We start from the raw sequence: 17,543 nt of genomic DNA, 5'->3' as shown, positions 1-17,543 counted from the left end.
AATTTTATTGAGTAATAAAAGATATTTAATCCAGCAGTCTTTCACCGGATATGAATACGGAGATTAAAGTGATTTCTTAATGGTTATGTTTTATGGGGGTGAGGCTTCTAAAACTTGCGAAGCGAGAGAGTTGGATAGAACCACGAGTGTATCCTCGTGGGCATATTTTTTAATATAAAAAACGAATTCGTCAATGTCGATTAACAGGGAACTGCAGGGGGGGAGTTGTTTTTATCAGCTTGAAAAGGTTTAAAATTATCAACACCAAGATGAATAAGCTGTGCAATATTGAATGAAGTCGTTTCTATATCCCAAGGATGATCTTTTTGTAAGACCTTTTGTAAAATACCGTCCAATGCTGCTGTTGTAAAAGACGCAATAAACCGCATGTCTTCCTCTCTTAGCGAATGACCATAAGACTCTTTGAGCAAACTCATGGCCCTTGTATGGCCGCGTTCTTGTAGTAATAACGTTGTCTTTGAGCCTGCATGCCCTTTAATCGCTAGGTGCAACAGAGTATTTTCAGGATCGATGCTTTCGAAAACGATTTGAAAGTACCCGGCTAAAAGGTTAATACTGGGTGCCTCCTTGTGTTGTCTTACTTGATCAATTTTAGCATCCAGTTGATCTTGCCATTCGTGCATCGCCTCATCTAAAATTGCCTGTCGCCCTGAATAATTACGGTAAAACGTTGGACGTGAAACTCCTGCTGTCAGCGCAATTTCTTCGATAGACAGTTCATCTAAAGATTTGGTCTCTAGTAGCGTTGCAAGTGCCTTTTCGATCTTTTTTCTACTTTTTATTTGTCTTGCGTCCAAGGTGAAACAGCCTCTTGTTAGCGTTAATATCTGGTCAATGACCGAGGTAAAACTTGACTATCTAAATACTCAACTTTAAGAAAATTAGAGAAGTATATGTTGTTGGTTTTCAATATATCACATCATTATCAGCAACTTTTAACTACGCAGTAAATTTTTGAACTATATCTGGTAATTTTTATATTATGTATAATTTATTGACCACATCAAGCCATCATGACTGCTTATTATAAATTGCTTGTACAAAGGTTAGGGGTTTTATTCGGGAGATATTGTGGTTATTTTTATCTTTTGTTATTTAAAAATGAAACACTCACTGTGAACACTATCTTTAATAGGGCATTCCACACGATGTTGACCGTGATTTTTAGGCCATTATTTTTTACCTATAGTGATTAAGATCTTAGTTTTGTCGGCAACAAATAATGTATATTATTTAAAAATGTATACCAGAAGGAAATATTTTGACGTTAACCGAAAAAGCCATTGAAAAACTGCGTGAAGTTGTTTTAATCGGCGTGATTACTGATGGAGCACACATTACAGAGAGGCAGGTCAGTGAACTTCTAAATATGTCTCGTACGCCTGTCCGTGCTGCAATGCAGGCATTGGCAAACGAAGGACTGTTGGTGTTTGAATCACAACGAGGCTATCGGGTTCGAAATATCAACCTTGAAACTATTTTTGATGCGTTCAAGGTTCGTGGGGCATTGGAAGGGTTGGCTTGCCAAATTGTATGCGAAGCTGGGTTGCCAAGCATGACAAATGCTATTCTGCAAGATTGTATCGAAGAAGGAAGATCACTTCTTAAAGATGGAGGCGTTGGATTCCAGCACGAAAAATGGCGAAATATGAATGATCGTTTTCATCAAGCTATTGTAGATGCCGCAAATAACGAAACCCTTAGTGATTCTTTAGCAAAGGTAGTGTTGATGCCGATGCTTTCATTTAAAGTGATAGCAACAACGCAGGCCAGCCCAAATATGATCCTGTTGGAAGGGGCACAAAGGGATCACGAACAGATTTTTGCTAGCCTGCAAGCTGGTCAATCTACTCGTGCAGCTAATCGTATGCAGGAACATATTCTCGTTGCTGCGGATTTAATTTCGAAAGGTGCTCACCAGCAACTCTCAGCAGCAGGTCAAGTGGCTGCAACCATTGGAATTTGATCGTTTATCTAAGCCGAACCCTTCGGGCAGCGTTTGTTGGCCATTTTTACTGTGTTATCGACTTTTTATGTAGAATAACTACACCTCAAAGTCTCTTCCTTGTACAAATGGCCAACAATTCGCTGCAAAAATAACCTTGAAAGATCAACAGGCCCTAATGTTTTGTCGCCTAAAGGTTATGTTTATTAAAGTCTCTAGGCGTCAGAATATAGGACTTGTGTACCCTAAAATAAAGAGCACACAAGATAGGTTCATAATGACGCCCTTAAGTGTTGCCGTGCATAAAGTCATCTACATCCGGAGCGCGTTTTGTCTTGGACCATTCCTCTAGCATTGGCCCAGATCTTCGGCTTAATACAGAGGCCATTGCTGGTGTTGTTGTGTCAATAACCAACTCCATTCGATGCCCATTGGGATCAAAGAAATAGATAGACTGGCAGATTGCGTGATCAGTGGGTCCAACGACTTCGATGCCGCCGTCGACCAAGCGTTTTTTATAGGCTAGTAGCATTTCCATGTCAGTGACGTGTAGTGCAAGGTGTTGTACCCAATCAGGTGTATTTTGATCCTTCTCCATGTCAGGTGACTCAGGTAACTCAAAGAATGCTAAAAATGAACCGTCGCCCATTTTCAAGAAAATGTGAATATGGGGAGACCATTCACCTGTTGATGGAACCTTGTTCTCTGCAACAGAGATAGTCAGTTCTAGGTCCATGTATTTCTTGTAGAATTCGGTTGTTTGTTTAGCATCGCGACAGCGATAGGCTACATGGTGCAAACCATTTACGGACATATTTTTTTCCTGTGATGTGACTTAATTATTAATATAATTAATCTGTTAGTTAAATTACCTAAGAGAGTTGTATTTCTTTCTCTATCTGCTTAATCACAATTATCGCTTCATCATCTACCGGTATTGACAGCATTACCGCAGTACCTTTTTTGATTAAGGTATAGATGTTTCTAGCATGATCTTTTATTTTTTCTCGAAAATACCTCATTTCTTACTACGCGTTCACCTGAATCCCCCACATATATGACTTCTTTTTCTTATGCCGATTATTCTCAACGTAGAACAAACAGACTGACTAATAAGTCTCATTTTTAATTGCAATCTACCTAACTAAAAACATAAATCTACCTTGTTGGTATACATTTTACTAGTATAAGTGTTTATTTTATGTATATTGTTAATAAATTGTATACCAAGAGGCGTTTGAAAAAGGGTTGTTTATTTTTTTGTAATACATAATGGGGAGAGAAAAATGTTTAATACTAAAAATACTAAAAATACTAAAAATACTAAAAATACTAAAAATACTAAAAATAAATGTAATAAAAGAAATTGGCTTTATACGGTTGCAATAGCGATTGCCAGTGGAAATGCAGCCGCGGGAGGACTTGACTATAGTGGTATGTCTATAATTCCGCTGTTTGATAAAGGCACTTTTATTCAGGGTTCATTCACCCAAGTCTGGGTAGATGTTGAGGGGACAGACGCTATTTTTGGAGAAAATACAGGCCAAGTTTCGGATGATTTTGATGATTTTACATTTGCTTATAAGCAGGATATAAACGAGAAGTTCTCGTTCGCAATAATCAAAGATATGCCATTTTACAGGCAATCTACCTATAAATCTGGTACCTATGAAGGAGTAAGCTTGATTGCAGAAAGCCATGGTATCAGCGGTCTTTTGCGCTACAAAATTAACGACAACGTTGGTGTGCATGGTGGCGTAAGCGTTCATAAAAAAAATACCGAAACATATTTTCCAGCGGGTCTAAGCCCAGCGGCACCAAACGGATATGGGCTTGAAAGTGATGGCCGGCTAAGCTTCGGCTATATAGCTGGCGTGACATATGAAATTCCAGAGTATTATGCGCTCGTCGGGCTAACTTATTTTTCAGAAGTTACAAATAAGTTAGACGCAAAAGAGACGTTTGATTCTAATTTGGAATTAGTCGATACCGGCGTGCTTACGTTAACTACGCCTGAATCCCTTAATCTAGATGTTCGTTTTCCTGTCACTACACAAGATTTGATTTTCGGAACGGTAAGATGGGTACATTGGGATGGATATAATGTCGTTACACCCAGTGGCATGCCAATTGTTAGCCTTGATGAGAATACATTTACATATTCGTTAGGATGGGCGCACGTATTCTCTCCTACGTGGACAACAATCGTACGCGGTGGGTACGAAAGTGTACCAGATGATAGCCCGCAAACATTAACAGCTCTAACTGGTGACTTTATACAACTTGGGGTTGGCGCCACTTATACGATCAATAATACGTCGGTTACTGGGTTTGTGAATTTTGTTGATATTGGAGATAAAACTGGCGTTATTGGTGAATTTAATGACTCTACAGCAACGAGTTTTACACTCACAGTGAAGCATAATTTCTAAGAGTATGACTACCTAGGACAAACTTAGATTCAGGTATATTATTAACCTCTGTTCGGGATAATAATCGGTTATCAAACAGGTCTTTTTTTGCCAACAGTGCCTTGTTAGCATAATAAATAACAAGTTTGATATGAAATAGGGCAACTGTTGCTATTTTGCCTTACCTATCCTTTTTTACCCGAGCAGAGTTCATATTTTTGTTAAAGTATAATTATCGACTACGGCAGATACTTAAGCCTTATATTTTACGCACTATATTAACTCAACTATTTACAGCACAGTTAATTACAGCACAGTTAAAAGTGATGGTTTGTATAAATCATTTATCTAAAAAATAATAGGTTTTAAAAGATGACAAAGAAACTTGTAATAGTCGGTGGTGGCTATTTAGGTATTGATTTAGCTAAGGCGTTACAACATGATCTTGACGTTACACTTATAGAGCAACGTAAAGTCTTCGTTCATGCCCCCGCGATGATACGCGCTGTGGTGTCCCCTACATTATTGGATCGCGCTTTAATGCCTTACGATAAACTCCTTTCAAAAGGTAGAGTACTGCGTGGGCAGGTAACTAGCGTAGACGAAGGCGGTGTAACACTAAAGGATGGCACCCGAATCGATGCCGACTTTATTGTGATCTCGACCGGATCTACCAATGGTGCAACCTTTAAACCTGCTGGCGACAGTATTGATGATTTTCGTGCTGTCATAACTGGGTTACATGCCAAGTTAAAGGCCGCTCAGTCTGTAGCGATTGTTGGCGCGGGAACTGTTGGCACTGAGATGGCTGGAGAAATAAGCTATGAAATGCCAAATAAAAATGTCACGTTGATCTCCAGCGAGACTAGCTTATTTCCACAAATGCCACCTAAGTTTGGATCTTCTCTTACCGCAAAACTTGAAGACGCTGGTGTTGATATAAAGTTTGGGGTGAGAGTTAACAATTTTGAGAGTTTAAGTTATCCCGATGCAGGTACTCTTAGCTTGTCTGATGGTACGACACTCATAGCTGATCTTATCATACCCGCTACCGGTTCACGTGCAGTGTCTGTGCTACTTGACCGACTACCTGAAGTTATCAAAGATAAATCGGGGCGTGTAAATGTCGATAACTACTTACGCCCATCTGCACTTTCTAATGTCTTTGCCGCTGGTGATGTTGCAAATAGCGGGGATGAAATGACGATTGTTGCTGTTGGCCGACAAGTGCCTTGGTTGACCAATATGCTACAAGAGTTAAACGCTGGAAAGGCATTAGACCAGATCAAACCTTATGTTCCATGGCCGGATGGGAAAGCACCACTATTTTTGCCTTTAGGACCGAATAAAGGCAACTCATTTTTGGTTGTTGGTACGTTTGGCAACTGGATAACGAGCATTATCAAAGGTAAAGATCTGTTTATCAGTAAGTATCGCAAACTCTTTGGCCTGAAGGTCTGAGCATTTTGAGCTTGTAAATAACTAGAAGTACCACTACGTATCGCATTGGCTTACTGAGCTTAAAAGCATAATTTACTCCCCATATCTATTAGGGCCTGTTGATCTTTGCTGGTTGAATTTTGTTCGAGTTAAAAACGTTTTAATCGAGGCGAATGGATTGATGCCTAGTCATCTAAGCAAAATTCATTCAACAAAGAGTAAAACGTTTTTAGCCGAACCCTTCGGGCAGCGTTTGTTGGCCATTTTTACTGTGTTATCGACTTTTTATGTAGAATAACTACACCTCAACGTCTCTGCCTTGTACAAATGGCCAACAATTCGCTGCAAAAATAACCTTGAAAGATCAACAGGCCCTAGTCATAAACTATTGGTCATAACCTCTTACTGTTAAAGACGGTGGAGGGCTTTGGCTAGACATAAAAGAACCCGTTGCTGACCCATGCCAGATTTTACCCCCAGAAATAGCGGCAGCTTTATGGTTAATTAACAGCAAAAATTAATCGAATATCATTAGGGGCTGTAGATCTTTCAAGATGTACTTTGACCATGAAAGATCAACAACCTCTGATATTATGACTTTTACCGTTTAGTGCTTGAAAAATTTAATTTTGCACATGGTTAAGCTATGCACATGGGCCTATCTTACACATGTTCCAGCCCTTGATAAGCTTGGAAAAATATCAGTTACAGCCTTCAAACTTTACGACGGTCAGTTCTATGGTGCCAAAAATGGAATCACCTTTAGCATCATTCATTTCAATGCGAACATGGTCGCCGAATTGAAGGAAGGGCGTACTTGGTTTACCATCCAAGATAGTTTCAATCATACGTATCTCACCTAAGCAAGAATAACCTAACCCGCCAGCTGGTACAGGCTTACCCGGGCCGCCATTTTGTTTGTTCGAGACAGTACCCGACCCAATAATGGTACCAGCACCTAACGGACGCGTCTTAGCGGCATGAGACATGATGGTCGGAAAGTCAAAAGTCATGTCTACGCCCGCATTAGCTTTGCCGAACAGCTCGCCGTTAATTGTCACAAGCAGTGGTAAATGTAGTTTTCCACCATCCCATGCATCGCCTAACTCATCAGGGGTTACTGCCACAGGTGAAAATGTGCCGAAAGGCTTGGCTTGATAGAAACCGAATCCTTTAGCGAGCTCAGCAGGGACTTCGTTACGTAACGTTACATCATTAACCAGCATGATAAGTTTGATTTTATTTGCTGCATGTTCGGGCTTAGTTCCCATAGCAACATCATCAGTAATCACGGCTACTTCACCTTCCAGATCCATACCCCAAGATTCATCTTCTAGTGGAATATCATCGTGTGGCGCTAAAAAGACATCTGATCCGCCTTGGTATATTAAAGGGTCGGTCCAAAAACTCTCAGGCAACACTGCATTTCGGGCTTTACGGACCAACTCCACGTGGTTGACATAAGCTGAGCCATCGGCCCATTGATAGGCTCGAGGTAGCGGAGCAGCACAAGCAGCCTGTATGAAAGGTTGTGACGGCAAAATGCCATTATTTAGATCATGGTAGACAGCCTGAAGCATGGGCTCTGTCGTGCTCCAATTATCGAGTGCTTGCTGTAGCGATATCGCTATTTTAGGTACCGCAATACACAAGTTTAAATCACGCGAAACAACAACAAGTTGTCCATCTCGGGTATTATTTTTTAAGGTTGCGAGTTTCATATATACAGATTCCTTTGATTAAGCTGAATTATTTTTCGTGTATCCCATCGGAATGCTCTGGATTTCGGTTGGCTTTAAACCTCTCTAGTAACATCCCCCACTCATAAAGCATCAAGATTATTGGACATTTCAGGCGTGCTTATATCAACGGCCAGTTCAAAGTGACGATCATTAAGTACAAGAAATAAACAGATTAGAAAATGCCTATTCCGCAAGACTGACTAGCCTTCATTGTGCCAACCTACTGCACCTTTATTGCAGCACTTAATATCTGCTCTGCTAACAATCATTTACCTGATATGAGAGCAATCACTCATTAGTGGAGTGTTTTTATATTAAGGGTAGAAATAACAATCAATTATTAGTTGCAAATGAAACTAAGTCAATAATTTTGTATCGGGAAACCAGATGGGTATTCGAAAAAAAAATTAATTACAACCTAATAAGTTACTTTTTTATGAGTAATGCACATGATTTTAAATGATAATTTTAAGATGCGATAATTACTTGCTATTATTTAGCTATCAATTAATATGGTTTCAAATGAAACCATATTTCATTTTCAAGTTGCTGTAAATTACTTGGGTGCCGCTATTTAATGCATTTTTGTCGAATAACATTCGCCTATATGATTAAAAAAATCACCTGTATGATTAAGGTCTGTAATAAAAATGAGGACCAATACTGCAATGAGCAAACCAACAGAAGAATTTATTTTTAGTGATTTTTTCCCTTATCAGGTAAGAATTTACTACACGTCAGTAAGTAGCAAGGTTAGGGAAGCCTATGCAATATCTCATGGACTCTCTGTCAATGAATGGAGAGTGCTAGTTGTGCTTAACGAACATAGACATGTAACCGCAAAAGATGTGGTTCAACATTCTAGTATGACCAAGGTTAATGTATCTCGAGGTGTTTCCGGTCTTGAAAAACGTAAATACATAGAGCGCCATGAGGACCCAACGGATCGTCGTTCAGTACTGCTAAGTTTGACGTATAAAGGGAGGCAGGCGATGGCCGAACTGATCCCTATTGTTCGTGAAGTGGAAAGGCAAGCTTTGAAGGGTTTATCAGAGGATGAGTGTGAAACATTAGCACTGTTAATGAAAAAGGTTCGCTTAAATGCTGAAGCTATTAAGGTGGACTCTTTTGTACAAACCGTATCCAATTAGGAGAGAAATCAGTGAAACTGTATACATATTGGCGTTCGTCAGCAGCCTATCGCGTGCGTATTGGCCTTGCCTTGAAGGGGCAATCCTATGAAACGGCTCCTATCCATTTACTTCGAGATGGTGGCGAGCAACTCAAAGAAAGCTATACCAAGATTAACCCTCAACGTCAGGTACCATCACTTGAACTCGATGATGGAACCATCTTGACTCAGTCTTTAGCGATCCTTGAATATTTAGATGAGGTCTATCCAGAACCACCATTACTACCCTCTGCGCCAGTCGACAGAGCCAGAGTACGTGCCTTGAGTCAGGTAATTGCTTGTGATATTCATCCAATTAATAATCTTAATGTTCTCAATTATCTTGTTAACGATATGAAAGTAGAACCAGAAAATAGAGTGGTCTGGTATCGAAACTCTATTGAAAGAGGATTTCCTGCATTGGAAGCGTTACTGGTTAGGTCGTCAAAAACGGGTAAATTTTGCCATGGTGACACACCAACTCTCGCGGATGTGCTATTAGTTCCTCAGGTATACAATGCCCGCCGTTTTGATGTGAATTTATCTTCTTTTCCAACAATTTGTCGGATCGAGGCTGCGTGCCTAGAACTTGATAGTTTCCGCGCTGCCATGCCTGAAGCTCAAGTCGACGCCCACATATCTTAATCAGAGGATCATTGACATGAAATTCGACACGAAGGTCAATTCGCAAGGCTCGAACCTTCCTCTAGCAGGCTTAAAGGTTGTCGCAATAGAGCAAGCAGTTGCTGCGCCTTTTGCTACATCTCGACTGGCTGATGCAGGTGCTCAAGTTATAAAAATTGAACGACCTGAAGGTGATTTTGCTCGTGGATATGACGATGTTGCAGCGGGACAGAGCAGTTACTTTGTTTGGCTTAACCGCGGTAAAGATACACTGACAGTCGATTTAACAACGCCTGAGGGGAAAGATGATCTCATCACTCTTTTATCAGAGGCCGATGTGCTTGTTCAAAACCTTAAGCCAGGATCATTGGCTCGATTAGGTTTTGACTTCGAGATGCTTAAGCGAGATTTCCCTAGACTCATTGTTTGCTCAATTAGTGGCTATGGTGAAGACGGCCCTATGGCACATCGAAAAGCCTATGACCTTCTAATCCAGGCAGAATCAGGTCTTTGTTCAATTACTGGCGGACCGGAACAGGCCGCACGGGTTGGCACTTCTGTTGTCGATATTGCGACTGGTGCAGCTGCACACGCCGCCATTCTTGAAGCATTAATTGGTCGAGGATTAACGGGTAAAGGGGCTCAAATATCCGTTTCTATGTTTGATGTTATGGCTGATTGGCTTACCGTACCACTGCTTCATTTTGAAGGTGGAAAGCCGCCTAAACGTGTTGGTATGGCACATCCATCGATTTCTCCTTATGGTGTTTTTGATACTAAAGATGGTCAACAAATTCTGATTTCTATTCAAAGTGACCGAGAATGGGTCAAGCTTTGCTGTGAGTTTCTGGGTGATGCCTCACTTGGTAAAGATCCACGTTTTGCAACCAATGTCGATCGAGTGGGTATTCGTGATCAGACTGACGCTATCGTTGCCGCACGCTTTGCAACCTTATCCAAGATTGAGGCGCAAGTCTTACTTGACAGTGCTGATGTCGCTTTTGCTTCGGTTAATGATATGGGGGGGCTATCACGCCATCCACATTTACGTCGTATTACCGTGGACTCTCCAAATGGTCCGGTATCTTATCCTGCGCCTGCCGCTATATTCGTCGGAGAGGAGCGTTATTACGGCCCGATCCCAGCATTGAAAAAGCCAGAGAGATAAAGCTCAGACTTTGTTGTTAGTTCTTTCGTTTAATTCTGTTTTATCGTGAATAATAAGCAGTACCAGATTGAGCCTCGCAAATATCTATTTTTTACAGGGAAAGCATTTAATGTTAACTATTGAAAATATTATCGTTCCGCTGTTTGTACCAGCTAACCGACCAGAGCGTTTTAGTAAGGCTGCAGTTTCTGGTGCTGACTCGATTATTCTCGACCTTGAGGATGCGGTCGCTGACGATGCAAAAGAATATGCTCGTAAAACTCTTTCCTGTGACTTTACTGACCTTCCCGTCATTGTTCGGATTAATGCAGTGGGATCACCGTGGCATATTGAGGATTTGCAAGCAGTACGCCAACTTCCTTTTGCTGCGGTTATGCTAGCAAAGGCTGAAGATCCCCAGCAGATAAAAAGCGTACTTGAAGCACTTGGGGGTAATACTCCAATCATTGCACTGATTGAAAGCGCGCTGGGTATGTCAAATGCCCGAAGTATTGCAGCCACACTAGGGGTTCAACGAATTGCTTTTGGTTCAATAGACTTTTGCGCTGATCTTGGCAGTGCTCATTTGCGCGAAGTACTTCTGCCGGCGCGTTCTGAATTAGTCATGGCATCTCGGCTGGCAGGAATTGCCGCACCTATTGATGGCGTGACGACGGCGCTTAATGATTTAAGCATTAGTTTCGACGATGCAACCCATGCTCGAAACCTAGGTCTTACGGGAAAGTTATGCATACACCCTAAGCAGGTTAGCGAGGTCAAACGCGCTTTTGTTCCCTCAGAAGCCGACATCATCTGGGCGAATAAAATTCTATTCTCAGGCGCAGGTGCAATTTCAGTTGATGGCGAAATGGTAGATGAACCTGTTCGTATTCGAGCCCGAACTATTTTGGAACGAGCCAAAATGGTCGATTTCAGATAGCTTATGTAGACAGAATGGATGCAGGTAAATTTGCATCCTACATTGAATATGGCGTTGAAAGATCGCCTGAAATGTTAATAAATCCTTCCTCTGTAAACGGTTCAATAACTCTGCTGTACTAATTGTTTAAATTCACTTGCTGCGGTCGACAGTTGGCTTCGACGCTTCGTTATTATCCCCACACGGCGACTCACAGTGGGTGAAATCAGTGGTCTACACATAACGCCTATTGCGCGTAATTGTTCAATATATAGCGAAGGCATAGCACTTACGCCTAGATCAGTTGCAACCATCTGACCTATAGTCGCCCACTGATTACTTTCAAATTCTATATTAAGCACAATGCCATGCTCTAACAATGCTCCATTAATTAAATTCCGTATGCTAGAGGGGCGCTGCAAGGAAATAAAAGGTAATGTTGCAAATGTCTCCCATGTGATTTGTGGGTGTTCTAATAGTGGATGTGATTTTGGTAATACCGCAACAAAATCATCGGTAAATAAAGGTTCAAACAATAGGTCTTCGGTTTCACCAGGGTCAAATGAAATAGCCAATTCAACTTTACTGTTTATTACCATCGCAACAGCTTCTTCGGCAATAACATCGTGGACTTTAATATTAATGGCAGGATGCTTTTTATGAAAAGTATGTAAATGCGAAGGTAGAAGTGTACTGGCAAAAGAGGGCATTGCGGCAACTGATAAATTACCTCGGTTAAGCAAAAATAGATTATTGAGGTCATTAAAAGCACTTTCCCACTCTGCCAACAAACGTTTTGCTACTGGGAAAAATATTTCTCCTTCAGGCGTTAACACTAGACTTCTTGTCGTTCGAGTAAACAGCTTACCGCCAACAGTCTGCTCTAAATTTTTAATAGTGATACTCAATGCAGGCTGAGATAAATGTATTAATTCACTCGCTTCGGCAAAACTACGTGTTTGGGCTACAGCATGAAATGCATGTATTTGTTTGATTGTTATATTCATTTTTTACCCTCTAATAATAAAACCACTTATTAGTGTTATTCATTATTCATCGTTTATTTATTTAAAATATAAATTAATTGATGAATTAAATCAATTTGTTAAATATAAGGTTTTATAAGATGCTGTAACAAAGGTTCTTTATTAGAGAATTAACACTGATATTTAAGGGGATAGTGCATGTCAGGTTTTAACAAAGTGGTACACAGTTACGAAGAGGCAATGGCGGGATTAACTGATGGTATGACTATTATTGCTGGTGGCTTTGGACTTTGCGGTATACCAGAGAATTTAATTAAGGAAATTAAAAGAAAGGGTACAAAGGAGCTTACTCTTATTTCAAACAACTGCGGAACCACTGAACATGGTTTAGGCATTCTACTTTGGGATCGCCAGATTAAAAAAATGGTCGCGTCTTATGTTGGAGAAAATGCCAATTTTGAAGCACAAATGTTGGCAGGAGAGCTTGATGTAGAGTTAACGCCTCAAGGTACCTTAGCAGAAAAAATGCGTGCAGGAGGCGCTGGTATTCCTGCATTTTATACTGCGACAGGGTATGGGACGCCTATAGCTGATGGTAAAGAAGAGCGTGAATTTAATGGACGAAAATATATTCTGGAACAAGCCGTAACAGGGGATTTTGCGATTGTAAAAGCATGGAAGGCTGACACTTATGGCAACTTAGTTTATCGGAAAACAGCACGGAACTTTAATCCTATGGCCGCTACGGCAGGTAAGATTACTGTTGTTGAAGTTGAAATTTTAGTGCAACCCGGAGAGTTAGATCCTGATGAAATTCATACGCCAGGAATTTATGTCGACCGATTAATTCAAGGGGCATTCGAGAAAGTCATTGAGCAACGTACTGTTCGTTCTAACTAATCAATTTAATAAAAGGCGGATGTTATGGCACTTTCAAGAGAACAGCTAGCACAGCGTGTAGCGCAAGAATTAAAAGATGGTTACTACGTTAATTTAGGCATTGGCATTCCAACGTTAGTTGCCAACTACGTTCCCGAAGGGATCGAAGTCATGTTGCAATCAGAAAATGGATTATTGGGAATGGGACCATTTCCGACAGAAGATGAAGTTGATGCTGATTTAATCAATGCTGGTAAGCAAACCGTAACGATGGCAACAGGAGCATCAATATTTAATTCTGCTGATTCATTTGCAATGATCCGTGGAGGTCATGTGGATTTAACCGTACTTGGTGCTTTTGAGGTTGATTGTCAGGGGAGTATTGCGTCATATATGATCCCAGGAAAACTAATAAAAGGTATGGGCGGCGCCATGGATTTAGTTGCTGGAGCCGATAACATCATTGTCACCATGACACATGCTTCTAAACACGGTGTATCGAAGTTATTAACTGAATGTACGCTACCACTCACAGGGAAGGGCTGCATTAAGAAAGTACTCACAGATCTAGCCTTTATAGAAATAAAAGACGGTAAGTTTCATTTATTAGAGCGTGCGCCCGGTGTCTCTGTTGATGAAATTATCAAGCTAACGGCAGGTGAGTTGGTTGTGCCTGACTATGTACCTGAAATGCAGTTTTAGATAACGAGTTTTTATAAAAAATTAATATGTGAGAATAGAATGTCAAAAAGAGAAGTGGTCTTTCTAAGCGCTGTACGTACTGCTATTGGTGATTTTGGTGGCTCATTAAAAGATATACCCCCTACTGAACTTGCTGGAAAAGTGGTCGCCGAAGCGATTAAACGTTCTGGATCGAAGAGTGAAGACGTTGGGCATTGCATTATTGGTAACGTTGTTCATTCTGATCGTCGTGATATGTACATCAGCCGTGTAGCAGCACTCAAAGGCGGCTTGCCTGAATCTACTCCAGCATTAACGGTTAACCGACTTTGTGGTTCTGGTTTACAAGCTATTATTTCAGCCGCGCAATTATTGTTATTGGATGATTGTGATTTGGCCGTTGCGGGTGGGGCTGAATCAATGTCACGAGCGCCGTACTGGCTTCCAACAGCTCGATTTGGCAGTAAAATGGGCGATACTCAAATGATCGATCCTATGGTGGGTGCATTAACTTGTCCCATTAATGATATTCATATGGGGATTACGGCTGAAAATATCGCTGAGCGGTGGAGTATTACAAGAGAAGAGCAAGATGTAGCGGCTGTAGAATTACATCGTCGTACTCAGCGTGCAATCGAAGAAAATCGCTTCAATGAGCAAATATTGCCCATTGAACTTAAATCTCGACAAGGGATCACTCAATTCTCAATAGACGAACACGTACTTTATGGCTGTACTATTGCTGATATGGCAAAACTTCGAACAGTGTTCAAAAAAGATGGCACAGTCACTGCGGGTAATTCTTCTGGAATAAACGATGCCGCTGCTGCCGTAGTTATGGCAGATAGTGAATACGCAAAAAAGCATGACTTAAAGCCCATTGCGAAACTAATAGGTTACGCATTTTCGGGTGTGGATCCTGATATTATGGGCATTGGTCCTGTACCTGCGGTCAATAAGTTATTAGAAAAAACCGGTATTAATAAAGATGATATTGATGTTTGGGAAGTCAACGAAGCCTTTGCTTCGCAAGCATTGGCGGTATGCCGTGATTTAAATTTAGATATGGAAAAAGTAAACCCAAATGGCTCAGGCATTTCTTTAGAAGAATAATTAAGACACCCAAGATTACTGGCTAAATATTGAGCGCTCAACTACGCTTTATTTACTCTTTCCAAACGGTAATTAAAGATGGCCAGACCAAGACAAACCCTCGTGAGTTTAGAAGATAAGAAGAATAATTAAGACACCCAAGATTACTGGCTAAATATAAGAATAATTAAGACACCCAAGATTACTGGCTAAATATTGAGCGCTCAACTACGCTTTATTTACTCTTTCCAAACGGTAATTAAAGATGGCCAGACCAAGACAAACCCTCGTGAGTTTAGAAGATACGCCTTACTATCACTGCTGTTCGCGTGTGGTGCGAGAATAATTAAGACACCCAAGATTGTTGGCTAATTATTGATCGCTGAACTACGCTTTATTTACCCTTTCCAAATGGTACTTGAAGATGGCTAGACCAAGACAAAACCTCGTGAGTTTAGAAGATACGCCTTACTACCACTGTTGTTCGCGTGTGGTACGTAAGGCATTTCTTTGCGGTTTTGATAAATCCACAGGTGAGAACTTTGAGCATCGCCGAGAATGGGTTGATTCACGCATCCTTGAATTAGCGACCATCTTTGCCATTGATATTTGTGCCTATGCGGTGATGAGTAACCATTTGCATGTGGTGTTAAAAGTTGATGTAGTCAAAGCTAAGGCATGGTCAGATAAAGACGTGCTAATACAGTGGCATAAAGGTTTTAAGGGGACGTTATTGACTCACAAGTTTGTAAAAGGTGAAGACCTGAATGAATTTGAATTAAAGGCGGTTAATGACTGTGTCATTCAATACAGACAGCGCTTAATTGATATCAGTTGGTTTATGCGTTCACTCAGTGAGCCTATAGCCAGAATGGCCAACAAAGAAGATAAGTGCACAGGCAGATTCTGGGAAGGCAGGTTTAAATCCCAGGCTTTACTTGATGAAGCCGCAGTACTCGCCTGTATGGCTTATGTGGATTTAAACCCAGTCAGAGCCAAGATGGCCGCCACTCCAGAAACCTCAGATTACACCAGTATTCAGCGCCGAATCAATTCAGCAATGAAAGGCGAGCAACCACCAGAGCTATTACCGTTTGTGGGAAATGAAAGACTCAATATGCCTAACGGACTCATGTTCAGCGTTAAAGATTACATTGTACTGGTTGAAGATACCGGTCGGATTATTCGAGAAGATAAGCGTGGCGCCATTAGTTCAAGCAGCCAGGACATACTGAATAGGCTAAACATCCCCGCAGAGAATTGGCTTAAAATCACTACAGAGTTTGGTGCATTATTTAAAGGTGCAGTCGGAGCGTTACCAGCATTAACTGAATATTGTGAGCATTTAGAGCGAAAACGACGACAAGGCGCGGCAAATTGTCAGCGTTGGCTGTGCGCGTAAGTCATCATCCCAAATAAAATTACAATTCTTCTTATGCTTGATAGCTATCAATGTTCTCTGCTGTGCTAAATTTCTTAGATGACACATAAATCACTCATTTAACGATAATATTTTAGCTATATCGATAAAAATTGATGAGTTGATCACTTCAATCGTAACCCTCGCCAAAGCCATGAAAAAGAGTTAAGTTACTTTTGTAAATTATGGGTGGCTTAGTTTTTCTCCCCGCAGAGAATTGGCTTAAAATCACTACAGAGTTTGGTGCATTATTTAAAGGTGCAGTCGGAGCGTTACCAGCATTAACTGAATATTGTGAGCATTTAGAGCGAAAACGACGACAAGGCGCGGCAAATTGTCAGCGTTGGCTGTGCGCGTAAGTCATCATCCCAAATAAAATTACAATTCTTCTTATGCTTGATAGCTATCAATGTTCTCTGCTGTGCTAAATTTCTTAGATGACACATAAATCACTCATTTAACGATAATATTTTAGCTATATCGATAAAATTGATGAGTTGATCACTTCAATCGTAACCCTCGCCAAAGCCATGAAAAAGAGTTAAGTTACTTTTGTAAATTATGGGTGGCTTAGTTTTTGATGATTTAAACCATGCCTTGGAAAATACAGATACAACAAAAAATCTCTGTAAAACACATTCAGTTGGGTGAGGCAACCGCATGAGTATTTTTTGCTCACAATGAATGATTACAATACTGGATTACTTCCAACGAACCATGAAGTGATAAATTACTGAATAAAATCAGTTGTAAAACATACTTACAATGTTTAAAAAAGGTTCGGATTCTCACTCAACATAATTAACTTTCTCATAGCCAATACATTCTAAACAGATTTAATATTCCTGCCGAAAACGGGTTAAAAATCACTACCGAATTTAGCTCACTATACGACGTTGCAGTAGGGGTATTACCCAGGGTCACCGCATGAGTGTTTGATTTTTAACCTAACTACTAAATCCAGCCTTTAATACTGCTTCAAGCATCGATGGATTCATCATGCATCGCTTTTGTTTTCCAACAATGCTTATCTTCGTCGGCTCTGCTCGTAACATATTCAAACTC

At 40.7% G+C, this 17,543-nt stretch carries 15 protein-coding genes and 2 pseudogenes; 12 read left to right on the top strand and 5 right to left on the bottom strand.

From position 1 onward, the window contains the following. Positions 1 to 200: 200 nt before the first annotated feature. Positions 201 to 818, bottom strand: coding sequence for a TetR/AcrR family transcriptional regulator (locus AC19MX_RS14780; protein WP_498299065.1), 618 nt, complete (start codon positions 816 to 818; stop codon positions 201 to 203). 464 nt (positions 819 to 1,282) lie between these two features. On the opposite strand from AC19MX_RS14780, the gene AC19MX_RS14775 reads away from it, so the two are divergent. Beyond that, positions 1,283 to 1,987, top strand: a complete 705-nt coding sequence (locus tag AC19MX_RS14775; RefSeq protein WP_498299063.1) for a GntR family transcriptional regulator — start codon at positions 1,283 to 1,285, stop codon at positions 1,985 to 1,987. A gap of 265 nt (positions 1,988 to 2,252) precedes the next feature. Here AC19MX_RS14775 and AC19MX_RS14770 read toward each other — a convergent pair whose 3' ends face one another. Beyond that, positions 2,253 to 2,780: a VOC family protein gene (locus AC19MX_RS14770; RefSeq protein WP_498299061.1), complete on the bottom strand. Its 528-nt coding sequence runs from the start codon at positions 2,778 to 2,780 to the stop codon at positions 2,253 to 2,255. 472 nt (positions 2,781 to 3,252) lie between these two features. Between AC19MX_RS14770 and AC19MX_RS14765 the strand changes: the two genes are divergently transcribed. Both AC19MX_RS14765 and AC19MX_RS14760 read left to right on the top strand, forming a co-directional pair. After that, positions 3,253 to 4,398: an OmpP1/FadL family transporter gene (locus tag AC19MX_RS14765; protein ID WP_498299059.1), complete on the top strand. Its 1,146-nt coding sequence runs from the start codon at positions 3,253 to 3,255 to the stop codon at positions 4,396 to 4,398. Positions 4,399 to 4,749: 351 nt separating this feature from the next. After that, entirely contained in the window at positions 4,750 to 5,838 is a 1,089-nt protein-coding gene (locus AC19MX_RS14760; protein WP_498299057.1) for an NAD(P)/FAD-dependent oxidoreductase, read from the top strand. 680 nt (positions 5,839 to 6,518) lie between these two features. On the opposite strand, the gene AC19MX_RS14755 is transcribed toward AC19MX_RS14760, so the two are convergent. Then, positions 6,519 to 7,538: a fumarylacetoacetate hydrolase family protein gene (locus AC19MX_RS14755; protein ID WP_498299055.1), complete on the bottom strand. Its 1,020-nt coding sequence runs from the start codon at positions 7,536 to 7,538 to the stop codon at positions 6,519 to 6,521. 689 nt (positions 7,539 to 8,227) lie between these two features. Here AC19MX_RS14755 and AC19MX_RS14750 point away from each other — a divergent pair. The 4 genes from AC19MX_RS14750 to AC19MX_RS14735 all read left to right on the top strand — a co-directional run bounded on the left by AC19MX_RS14750 (position 8,228) and on the right by AC19MX_RS14735 (position 11,441). Beyond that, on the top strand, positions 8,228 to 8,710 hold the full coding sequence (locus AC19MX_RS14750) for a MarR family winged helix-turn-helix transcriptional regulator (RefSeq protein ID WP_498299053.1): 483 nt from the start codon (positions 8,228 to 8,230) through the stop codon (positions 8,708 to 8,710). Positions 8,711 to 8,721: 11 nt separating this feature from the next. Beyond that, positions 8,722 to 9,375: a maleylacetoacetate isomerase gene (maiA, locus tag AC19MX_RS14745; protein WP_498299051.1), complete on the top strand. Its 654-nt coding sequence runs from the start codon at positions 8,722 to 8,724 to the stop codon at positions 9,373 to 9,375. Between the two features lie 16 nt (positions 9,376 to 9,391). Next, positions 9,392 to 10,522: a CaiB/BaiF CoA transferase family protein gene (locus AC19MX_RS14740; protein ID WP_498299049.1), complete on the top strand. Its 1,131-nt coding sequence runs from the start codon at positions 9,392 to 9,394 to the stop codon at positions 10,520 to 10,522. Positions 10,523 to 10,631: 109 nt separating this feature from the next. After that, the gene (locus tag AC19MX_RS14735) at positions 10,632 to 11,441 is read left to right on the top strand and encodes an HpcH/HpaI aldolase/citrate lyase family protein (RefSeq protein WP_498299047.1); all 810 of its coding nucleotides are present in this window, start codon (positions 10,632 to 10,634) and stop codon (positions 11,439 to 11,441) included. A gap of 101 nt (positions 11,442 to 11,542) precedes the next feature. Here AC19MX_RS14735 and AC19MX_RS14730 read toward each other — a convergent pair whose 3' ends face one another. Next, a complete protein-coding gene (locus tag AC19MX_RS14730; protein ID WP_498299045.1) occupies positions 11,543 to 12,427 on the bottom strand; it encodes a LysR family transcriptional regulator in 885 nt (294 codons plus the stop codon). A 177-nt stretch (positions 12,428 to 12,604) separates the two neighbouring features. On the opposite strand from AC19MX_RS14730, the gene AC19MX_RS14725 reads away from it, so the two are divergent. The 5 genes and pseudogenes from AC19MX_RS14725 to AC19MX_RS14705 form a co-directional block, all read left to right on the top strand. Next, entirely contained in the window at positions 12,605 to 13,306 is a 702-nt protein-coding gene (locus AC19MX_RS14725; RefSeq protein ID WP_498299043.1) for a CoA transferase subunit A, read from the top strand. A 24-nt stretch (positions 13,307 to 13,330) separates the two neighbouring features. Then, positions 13,331 to 13,987: a 3-oxoacid CoA-transferase subunit B gene (locus AC19MX_RS14720; RefSeq protein WP_498299041.1), complete on the top strand. Its 657-nt coding sequence runs from the start codon at positions 13,331 to 13,333 to the stop codon at positions 13,985 to 13,987. Positions 13,988 to 14,026: 39 nt separating this feature from the next. Next, the gene (locus tag AC19MX_RS14715) at positions 14,027 to 15,079 is read left to right on the top strand and encodes an acetyl-CoA C-acyltransferase (RefSeq protein ID WP_498299039.1); all 1,053 of its coding nucleotides are present in this window, start codon (positions 14,027 to 14,029) and stop codon (positions 15,077 to 15,079) included. A 403-nt stretch (positions 15,080 to 15,482) separates the two neighbouring features. Beyond that, positions 15,483 to 16,460, top strand: a complete 978-nt coding sequence (locus AC19MX_RS14710) for a transposase (RefSeq protein ID WP_498299037.1) — start codon at positions 15,483 to 15,485, stop codon at positions 16,458 to 16,460. Between the two features lie 221 nt (positions 16,461 to 16,681). After that, positions 16,682 to 16,837 (top strand): annotated as a pseudogene (locus AC19MX_RS14705) (transposase); the annotation flags it as partial. A 588-nt stretch (positions 16,838 to 17,425) separates the two neighbouring features. Here AC19MX_RS14705 and AC19MX_RS14700 read toward each other — a convergent pair. Beyond that, positions 17,426 to 17,543 (bottom strand): annotated as a pseudogene (locus AC19MX_RS14700) (ISAs1 family transposase); the annotation flags it as partial.

The organism is Shewanella sp. MF05956, from assembly GCF_059758055.1.
Note: the sequence above shows the minus strand (reverse complement) of the source record. Positions and strands in the feature narration are given on the sequence as shown.

Excerpts from the sequence above, each read along its gene's own strand:
- AC19MX_RS14770 (WP_498299061.1), bottom strand. The coding sequence starts at position 2,780 with ATGTCCGTAAATGGTTTGCACCATGTAGCCTATCGCTGTCGCGATGCT.
- AC19MX_RS14765 (WP_498299059.1), top strand. The coding sequence starts at position 3,253 with ATGTTTAATACTAAAAATACTAAAAATACTAAAAATACTAAAAATACT.
- AC19MX_RS14760 (WP_498299057.1), top strand. The coding sequence starts at position 4,750 with ATGACAAAGAAACTTGTAATAGTCGGTGGTGGCTATTTAGGTATTGAT.
- AC19MX_RS14755 (WP_498299055.1), bottom strand. The coding sequence starts at position 7,538 with ATGAAACTCGCAACCTTAAAAAATAATACCCGAGATGGACAACTTGTT.
- AC19MX_RS14750 (WP_498299053.1), top strand. The coding sequence starts at position 8,228 with ATGAGCAAACCAACAGAAGAATTTATTTTTAGTGATTTTTTCCCTTAT.
- AC19MX_RS14740 (WP_498299049.1), top strand. The coding sequence starts at position 9,392 with ATGAAATTCGACACGAAGGTCAATTCGCAAGGCTCGAACCTTCCTCTA.
- AC19MX_RS14735 (WP_498299047.1), top strand. The coding sequence starts at position 10,632 with ATGTTAACTATTGAAAATATTATCGTTCCGCTGTTTGTACCAGCTAAC.
- AC19MX_RS14730 (WP_498299045.1), bottom strand. The coding sequence starts at position 12,427 with ATGAATATAACAATCAAACAAATACATGCATTTCATGCTGTAGCCCAA.
- AC19MX_RS14725 (WP_498299043.1), top strand. The coding sequence starts at position 12,605 with ATGTCAGGTTTTAACAAAGTGGTACACAGTTACGAAGAGGCAATGGCG.
- AC19MX_RS14720 (WP_498299041.1), top strand. The coding sequence starts at position 13,331 with ATGGCACTTTCAAGAGAACAGCTAGCACAGCGTGTAGCGCAAGAATTA.
- AC19MX_RS14715 (WP_498299039.1), top strand. The coding sequence starts at position 14,027 with ATGTCAAAAAGAGAAGTGGTCTTTCTAAGCGCTGTACGTACTGCTATT.
- AC19MX_RS14710 (WP_498299037.1), top strand. The coding sequence starts at position 15,483 with ATGGCTAGACCAAGACAAAACCTCGTGAGTTTAGAAGATACGCCTTAC.